The sequence below is a fragment of the Pedobacter sp. 10L46_2 genome, from assembly GCF_056395165.1.
Window position 1 is genome coordinate 1 of the sequence record NZ_JBFTIZ010000305.1, and the last position, 6413, is coordinate 6413.

The 6413-nt window shown below is 38.2% G+C and carries 11 protein-coding genes; 3 read left to right on the top strand and 8 right to left on the bottom strand.

The genetic code is table 11. The annotated features are described in order from the left end of the window. Nucleotides 1–56 precede the first annotated feature (56 nt). Nucleotides 57–434, top strand: a complete 378-nt coding sequence (locus tag AC1DDX_RS23200) for a winged helix-turn-helix transcriptional regulator (protein WP_172663625.1) — start codon at nucleotides 57–59, stop codon at nucleotides 432–434. A 36-nt stretch (nucleotides 435–470) separates the two neighbouring features. Here AC1DDX_RS23200 and AC1DDX_RS23205 read toward each other — a convergent pair whose 3' ends face one another. From AC1DDX_RS23205 to AC1DDX_RS23240, 8 genes are all read right to left on the bottom strand, one after another. Beyond that, nucleotides 471–683 (bottom strand): DUF6965 family protein, encoded by a 213-nt coding sequence (locus tag AC1DDX_RS23205; RefSeq protein WP_172663626.1) that lies wholly within the window; start codon nucleotides 681–683, stop codon nucleotides 471–473. 269 nt (nucleotides 684–952) lie between these two features. Beyond that, nucleotides 953–1669: a hypothetical protein gene (locus AC1DDX_RS23210; RefSeq protein ID WP_337715010.1), complete on the bottom strand. Its 717-nt coding sequence runs from the start codon at nucleotides 1667–1669 to the stop codon at nucleotides 953–955. Beyond that, nucleotides 1662–1982, bottom strand: coding sequence for a hypothetical protein (locus AC1DDX_RS23215; RefSeq protein ID WP_337715012.1), 321 nt, complete (start codon nucleotides 1980–1982; stop codon nucleotides 1662–1664). The genes AC1DDX_RS23210 and AC1DDX_RS23215 overlap by 8 nt, the downstream gene beginning before the upstream one ends. A 133-nt stretch (nucleotides 1983–2115) precedes the next feature. Next, nucleotides 2116–2931 carry an SDR family NAD(P)-dependent oxidoreductase gene (locus AC1DDX_RS23220; protein WP_337715014.1) on the bottom strand — a complete coding sequence of 272 codons (816 nt, stop codon included), beginning with the start codon at nucleotides 2929–2931 and terminating at the stop codon, nucleotides 2116–2118. 128 nt (nucleotides 2932–3059) lie between these two features. Next, nucleotides 3060–3482, bottom strand: a complete 423-nt coding sequence (locus AC1DDX_RS23225) for a hypothetical protein (protein ID WP_172663630.1) — start codon at nucleotides 3480–3482, stop codon at nucleotides 3060–3062. A 135-nt stretch (nucleotides 3483–3617) separates the two neighbouring features. Further along, nucleotides 3618–4451: an alpha/beta hydrolase gene (locus AC1DDX_RS23230; protein ID WP_477622670.1), complete on the bottom strand. Its 834-nt coding sequence runs from the start codon at nucleotides 4449–4451 to the stop codon at nucleotides 3618–3620. A 151-nt stretch (nucleotides 4452–4602) separates the two neighbouring features. Continuing rightward, on the bottom strand, nucleotides 4603–4929 hold the full coding sequence (locus tag AC1DDX_RS23235) for a helix-turn-helix domain-containing protein (protein ID WP_448633871.1): 327 nt from the start codon (nucleotides 4927–4929) through the stop codon (nucleotides 4603–4605). Between the two features lie 62 nt (nucleotides 4930–4991). After that, nucleotides 4992–5465 (bottom strand): hypothetical protein, encoded by a 474-nt coding sequence (locus tag AC1DDX_RS23240; RefSeq protein ID WP_477622671.1) that lies wholly within the window; start codon nucleotides 5463–5465, stop codon nucleotides 4992–4994. 168 nt (nucleotides 5466–5633) lie between these two features. On the opposite strand from AC1DDX_RS23240, the gene AC1DDX_RS23245 reads away from it, so the two are divergent. Continuing rightward, nucleotides 5634–5861, top strand: coding sequence for a hypothetical protein (locus AC1DDX_RS23245; RefSeq protein WP_172663632.1), 228 nt, complete (start codon nucleotides 5634–5636; stop codon nucleotides 5859–5861). Between the two features lie 49 nt (nucleotides 5862–5910). Next, the coding region (locus AC1DDX_RS23250; protein WP_477622672.1) for a Crp/Fnr family transcriptional regulator at nucleotides 5911–6413 on the top strand (503 nt) is incomplete at its 3' end.

The window sequence follows — 6413 nt, forward strand, 5'->3', positions numbered from 1 at the left end:
TAGCATACTACATTTACAATAACTATCCAAACAGATAGGTTAAAACAAAATGCCGGATGAAAACAGAATGTATAGGTGATTACGTAAAACTAAAGGGAAGAGTTTATCCCTGCACAATAAGTCTAGCGATGGATTTAATAGGTGGTAAATGGAAAGCGGTAATTCTGTATCATTTAAAAGATGCTGAAAAACGCTACAACGAGCTTCGGAAAGAAGTACCGAATATTACCGAAATGACATTGAGTTTACAGTTGAAACAATTAGAAAAGGACGGCTTAATATTAAGGAAAGTATATGGTAAAAAACCGCCTATTAAGGTTATATACAGCCTAACGGATTTTGGAAAAACATTTATACCAGTTTTAGAAACAATTACGAACTGGGGAAATCAGATCGTTTCAGAAAAGGGTGAATTTGTTAACAACACCATTTAAAATATAAATACGGCAATAAAAATCTCTTTTCACCAGCTATTGGTGACTATTATTGATCAATTCAATCAGTCTGTTTAACCTCCATCGCACCGGTTCTTTAACCCGCTCGTTATTACCGAATTTTAATATAGCCAATTCTTTAGCCACAAATAAAGGAACATCCGTAACTATTGCCCCCTGTCCTATTTCAATTGGCCCTTCCGGAAGCGCAATCCCATGGAATGCCGCTTCGTAATCTTCTGCTGTCATGGCGCGAAGATATCACATTGACTGGAAAAAGCGTTACGTTTATTTTAAGCCTACAGGAAATCAACTGACAGTCAACCTTAAGAAAAGCAAAAGATGCTTGAGGAACCCAAAAGTTATACAGAAATTACACTACCTGGACCGAAGGATACCTAAGGTCTGATACTGGTTTTTCGGCGAAATGTAAGGTGAGCAGTATTAATACAATTAATACGCACCAATTGCTTTTGTTTTTTTAATTTTAAAAACTACTCTCCTGTGGAACATCAATTCTAGGGGGATCTGCGGACATCTTTCGTCTTATCAAAAGTTGCCAGACAGCTATCCAGTGGTTGACCTTGCTTATAAATGCAGTCGCAGAAAATTTCGCAAGCCGCGGGGTTTTTGCTGGAAGCGCATTGATTTCTGCATTCAGCTTCAGAGTTGCCCGGTATGATCTCATATAAATAGAAAGTACCTACAATAATAAAGGCCACAGCTGCGAAAGAACCACCAAAAAATATGACCCGAAGACGTACACCCAGGGGCTTTTTTAACACATAAGGATCTGTGTTGGGCTGCTTAAATGGCAAAATGTATTTTAAACGGTCATAGTCCCAAATTAGTAAAAACAAACTTGCCAATAGCATGATCGTAACGATCCGGGTACCGTCAAAGCGGGTAGCATAAGTGAGTACACATATGTTCACGATGAGGGAAAAATACATCAGGGCACCAAGAAGGGATGTTCTCGGGATCAATAATAATATTGCTGTTACTATTTGAGCAACTCCAATAAAGGTGTAGTAATACCCTGTGAGATGTAATGCATCAAAATAATGTCCTAAAGGATTATTTGATGGCAGGCCCGCAGCGAATCGTTCACCTATGATTTTAATATAACCTGCGGGAATAAAACTGGCTGCCAGAGCGAGACGGCAAAAAATAGCAAACCGCTGAAACCAATTGTCAGACTTTGCTTCATAGTATATTTCTTCAAATCTATTCATGTTTCTTGCGAAAGATAATTTTACTTAGGATAAAATGAAGAACGATAGCTATAACAGTCCAATATAGCGCACAAGCAAGTGCCCGAACTGGTGGTGCAGGATCCGGATCGTTGAGTATAGGGGCCAAGGGCCCTACTAAAACAACTTTGACAGGATATATGATTGTGGCTACGGTGCGTTTCCATGCTATTGGCGACCCAGTTCCAGGGAACCAATCTCCGTTTACAGGCTGCAACAGTAAATTAAAGATAATCTGAAAGGCAAACGCCGAAACAAGAAAGATGATAACAAATTTTGTTCTTGAGATCTTCATACTATTGAGTTTTCACAAATAAAAAAGCACTTTGCAATACAAAGTTAACCAACTCACTTTGTATTGCAAAGTATTTTAAGAAAATTATTACCTGCTCCTACGATTCAAGTTACCTTGTTTATCTGTTGGTCGTTCAATTGTCCTTAAGAAAAGCGGGTTTTGCGTTTTTGTAATTAAGTGCAGCTGTTGTTCCTGCAGTAACATCTATAGTAACACCAGTTATTTTCCCTGCCAAATCTGATCCTAAAAAAACGGCAGTATTTGCAATATCCTGCATCAATGGCAACTGATTGAGCATTGTATCATCCACAATTTTTTGCAAGAAAGATTCAGCCTCATCACTTCCAGTAGCAATAAATTCTTTAAATGGACGTGAATCTGGTGAACCCGCCGACCTGATATTAACAACTCTTACCCCATATGGGCCAAGTTCTGCTGCCAGATCCCTGGAAAGACTCTCTATTGCGCAGCACACCGGACCAAAACCACCAACCATTGCATATCCAATACCGCCTGGAGTTGCTGTTAAAGAAAGTATTACTCCCGATTTTTGATTTTTCATAATTCTACCAGCCGCTGTCATTGTCAGAAATTGAGTATGCATTGCATCATGAACAGGTGAAATAAAATCTTTGAGTGACATCTCGATTAGTGGAATATTCTGAACATTTTTAATTCCTATTAAATTGAAAGATATATCAACACTACCAGCCATATTATGAACGAATTCAATATGTGTTCTGATGGAATCCTCCTGCATTGCGTCAACCATACCGGCATAGGCTTTACCACCGGCCGCAATAATTTCATCAGCAACCTGCTGCGCAACCAATAAGTTTTTATTGGTTACAAAAACATTGGCACCGGCTGTGGCCAGTGATTGAGCAACAGTTCCTCCCAGGGAGGAACTTGCCCCATAAACAATCGCATTTTTATTTTGAAGTATCATAATTCCAGTTTATACATATTGTTCAATACAAAGCTATTGTTTGGCTCATTCTAATTAGGGGTGTAAAACGGACAATATTAGGTGGAGAATGCGACAAAATCGGTGATACAATCCTTTATGGCTAAATCTTACTGTTTTGTTCCCCTGAAATTGTAGGTAACATCACTTGAGGAACTGGAAAGTGTAACAATAGATATGTTTTTTACCGAGTGTTGATATACCAGTGTACCTTCAGGTGTTCCAATAGCCTCAGCATCATCAGAATTCTGTATTGCTTTTACGGTGATAATTTTTGGCGTTACATTGGAATATGGTTCGCCTTGTTTTGGTGTAATCTTTACTTTGTTACCATTTTCTTTGGTAATAACAATAATTGCGTTAAAATATTCCTGGGTAGCATCAAGTGTTCCCTTATATGTTCCCACAACTCTTTTTGCAGCTTCCTCATCTGAATTTACAGGTGAACCTCCTTCTTTTTTCTTACAGGAAAACAATACAGTTAACGCTAATACTGATAATACTAATGATAAGTTTTTACTTGCTGATTTCATAGATTGATTTTTTAATACCTTATTAAATAATGTCGATTTAAACTGATCAAAATTACCCGGTCGGTTTTACTAAACATGTGCAAGAATGCTCAATTCCAGAAATGCGCTTTTCAAACAGTAATAGTTATTGTATTTTTAAAGAAGACCATTTTTTTGCATCCAATTCAGACAACTCGGAAACCAGTTACTTTTGTTTTCCGAATCAGAAATCCCAAATCCATGTCCACCTGATTGCAGGATATGCAACTCACCCGGAACACCAGCTTTAAGCATTGCTTCATAGAAACTCAGACTATTTTTTACTGGAATAACGTCATCATCAGCAGCATGAACCAAATATGTAGGCGGTGTTTTGGCACTTACGTGCCTATTGGTACTGTATAAATTTAATGCCTGTCGGGAAGGTGTCTTTCCGATTAAATTTTCCCTGGTCCTGAATATATAGGGGTCATAAATAATGACCGGATAGAGCAAGATCATAAAATCTGGCCTAAGCGATATGTTTTCATTGTTTTCAATCACTACCCTATTTAACTGAGTACCGGCTGTAGAAACCAGATGCCCCCCTGCCGATAATCCCATCATGCCGATTTTGAGTGGATTTATGTTCCATTCGCCAGCTCTTTTGCGTACGATCTTAATAGCGGTTTGCGCGTCTTGCAGGGGACCTATTGTTTTATCTTTCATGATTTTGTCACTGGGCAAACGATATTTCACAACAAAGGCCGCAACTCCAAGTGCATTAAATGCATTTGCAAGCTCAACGCATTTTTTTGGCGCCAGAACAAAATAGCCGCCACCTGCAAAAATAATTACAGCAGTGCCATTGGCCTTATCTTTCTCCGGAAAGTAGGCCTGCATAGTCGGAACACTAACGTTGCTAATCAGGCCAGAACTATCAGTCTGCTCTATATAATCTGGAGGTACTTTTTTTGAATTTGGGATACCATACGGATAAAGTGGTATCACCTGATCCTGGGCTTGGCAAAGGGATATCAATAAAATACAAAAGATTAAGGTTATTGCTCGTTTCAATATTACTGGAGTTAGCGTGATCAGATTTAAAAATTGATCTAAATTATTCCGTCATTTGTACTAAACGTATGCAAGAATGCTCAATTTAAGCGTAAGCTTTTCTAAATATTAAAGGCTGGGTGCCGTAAGCAGATTTAAAGGCCCTACAAAAAGCACTGACATTTTCAAAACCACATTGCCAGGTGATCTCATGTACAGGTTTATTGCTGTTTTTAAGGAGTTCAACAGCCCGATCAAGCCTGATCTGGATCAGGTACTGATACGGAGTGGTTTTAAAAACAGACTTGAATTGCCTTACGAGCTGAGGAACAGATAAACAGGCGTTACTGCTGAGTGTATCTAAATCATGCTTTTCCATAAACGTGGAATGAAGGAAATCTTTGGCAATACACAGACGTTTGTATATCTCCATTTTGGAGCTTAGCTTTACCGCGGAAACCTCGGCCGCCTGTCTTGATTCTGATTTGAGCGTGCTTATAAGAGGGTTTCAAGATCTGAAATCAGCCTTGCAAGTTGAAACTGTACTTCAGGTTCAATAGCATTAAGCGTCTGGAAAAACTCAGGTTGTGCATTGTGAATGAGAAAAGGATTGTCTAATAACTCATTATCTTTTTTTAATGTGTCGTTGAAGACTGAAGATGCAAATTCCTTTTTAAAGAAAACCGATATCCCTCTAACCCTTTCATGGGTATCAATATTGCACGAATAATTCTGTTCATTGTTAAGGATCAGGAATTGTCCGGGCCTTATTGCCAGCCGGCGATTATTAATGCCATACCACTCTTCACCTTCCAATATCGTCTTGAAAGACAAACATCCTACATGGTCATCACAAAAACTAAAACTGCTTGTAGTATTGAAAATAACATTGTGTTCTTTAAACCTGCTAAAGTGTAGCTCTTCGTTAAAATCTGGGCTGGAGTGATCAGGAAGCGAAGTTAAATACATAGGTATGATGATTATCTTAATCTGTAAAGACGTACACAATATAGCAATTGCCCCATAAAAACAAGGGAATTGTTAATAAGATAATATTGTGGAAATCTTGTGAATAATTTATTGAATACCAATCCGATTTACCTCGTAAATTAGTATAGTATTTAACAATTGTCAGTCATGAAAACGGTCTTCTTTCTTTTGTTAAGCTTAGGGATTTCTGCCAGCGCATTATACACTGCAGCCAATATGTCCAATCCCTTTCCTGTATATGGTTTAGTTCTGAGTATCTGGGTTTTGTTTTACTGGAGTTATACCCGCAGATCACGCCGTATAGCCAACAGACGATTCCGGGAAAACATGTTTCAGGAATACATGCGCAGCACCATGCACAACCAACGTCCATAGCCAAGCCATAAAATCTGTTATTTTTGCCAAAAAGAAACCGGCTATATTCATGGATGAAACACAATCTTTTACCTTTAATCTGATTAATTCACTGAAGATTTCGGAAGTTAAAAAGACCTTTTCCAAAGGAGAATTTATTTTAAAGAAAGGAGAAATAGAAAGGAACATATACTTTGTTGAATCAGGTGCAGTTCGGGTTTTTCTTTTATCAGAATATGAAGAACAAAGCATCCGCTTTGGTTTTGAGGGCTCCATAATCAATTCTTTAGCCTCCTATTTTAGCGAAAGTCCATCAGAATTTTATATTGAAGCCATCAGGAAAACAACTTTGCGAGTGCTCCCTAAAGAAAAGGTATCAGCGTTAGTAAATGGAGATCTTGATAGTTTAGCCGGCTATAAATCTTTATTAGAAACAGTAATTATCGAACAAATCGAGAGGGAAGTTGATCTGCTCACAGTTTCTCCCACAGAACGTTTAAAACGGGTCTTACAAAGAAGTCCCCACCTATTTCAGCATGTTCCATTAAAATATATAGCATCCTATCTTAGGAT

Coding starts and splice junctions, on each gene's coding strand:
- AC1DDX_RS23200 (WP_172663625.1), top strand. CDS start 57: ATGAAAACAGAATGTATAGGTGATTACGTAAAACTAAAGGGAAGAGTT.
- AC1DDX_RS23205 (WP_172663626.1), bottom strand. CDS start 683: ATGACAGCAGAAGATTACGAAGCGGCATTCCATGGGATTGCGCTTCCG.
- AC1DDX_RS23210 (WP_337715010.1), bottom strand. CDS start 1,669: ATGAATAGATTTGAAGAAATATACTATGAAGCAAAGTCTGACAATTGG.
- AC1DDX_RS23215 (WP_337715012.1), bottom strand. CDS start 1,982: ATGAAGATCTCAAGAACAAAATTTGTTATCATCTTTCTTGTTTCGGCG.
- AC1DDX_RS23220 (WP_337715014.1), bottom strand. CDS start 2,931: ATGATACTTCAAAATAAAAATGCGATTGTTTATGGGGCAAGTTCCTCC.
- AC1DDX_RS23225 (WP_172663630.1), bottom strand. CDS start 3,482: ATGAAATCAGCAAGTAAAAACTTATCATTAGTATTATCAGTATTAGCG.
- AC1DDX_RS23235 (WP_448633871.1), bottom strand. CDS start 4,929: ATGGAGATATACAAACGTCTGTGTATTGCCAAAGATTTCCTTCATTCC.
- AC1DDX_RS23240 (WP_477622671.1), bottom strand. CDS start 5,465: ATGTATTTAACTTCGCTTCCTGATCACTCCAGCCCAGATTTTAACGAA.
- AC1DDX_RS23245 (WP_172663632.1), top strand. CDS start 5,634: ATGAAAACGGTCTTCTTTCTTTTGTTAAGCTTAGGGATTTCTGCCAGC.